1 rRNA gene is annotated in these 241 nt (G+C 48.5%); it reads left to right on the plus strand.

The features are described 5' to 3' along the window. Nucleotides 1-241: ribosomal RNA gene (locus FOT98_RS31210) — 23S ribosomal RNA — on the plus strand; the annotation flags it as partial.

The raw sequence follows: 241 nt of genomic DNA on the forward strand, positions 1-241 counted from the left end.
AACAGGTTGATATTCCTGTACCACCTCTTTATCGTTTGAGCAATGGAGGGACGCAGAAGGATAGAAGAAGCGTGCGATTGGTTGTGCACGTCCAAGCAATTAGGCTGATAAGTAGGCAAATCCGCTTATCGTGAAGGCTGAGTTGTGATGGGGAAGCTCCTTATGGAGCGAAGTCTTTGATTCCCCGCTGCCAAGAAAAGCTTCTAGCGAGATAAAAGGTGCCTGTACCGCAAACCGACAC

It is taken from the genome of Bacillus sp. HY001, from assembly GCF_007558965.1.
GTDB lineage: Bacteria > Bacillota > Bacilli > Bacillales > Bacillaceae_G > Bacillus_A > Bacillus_A mobilis.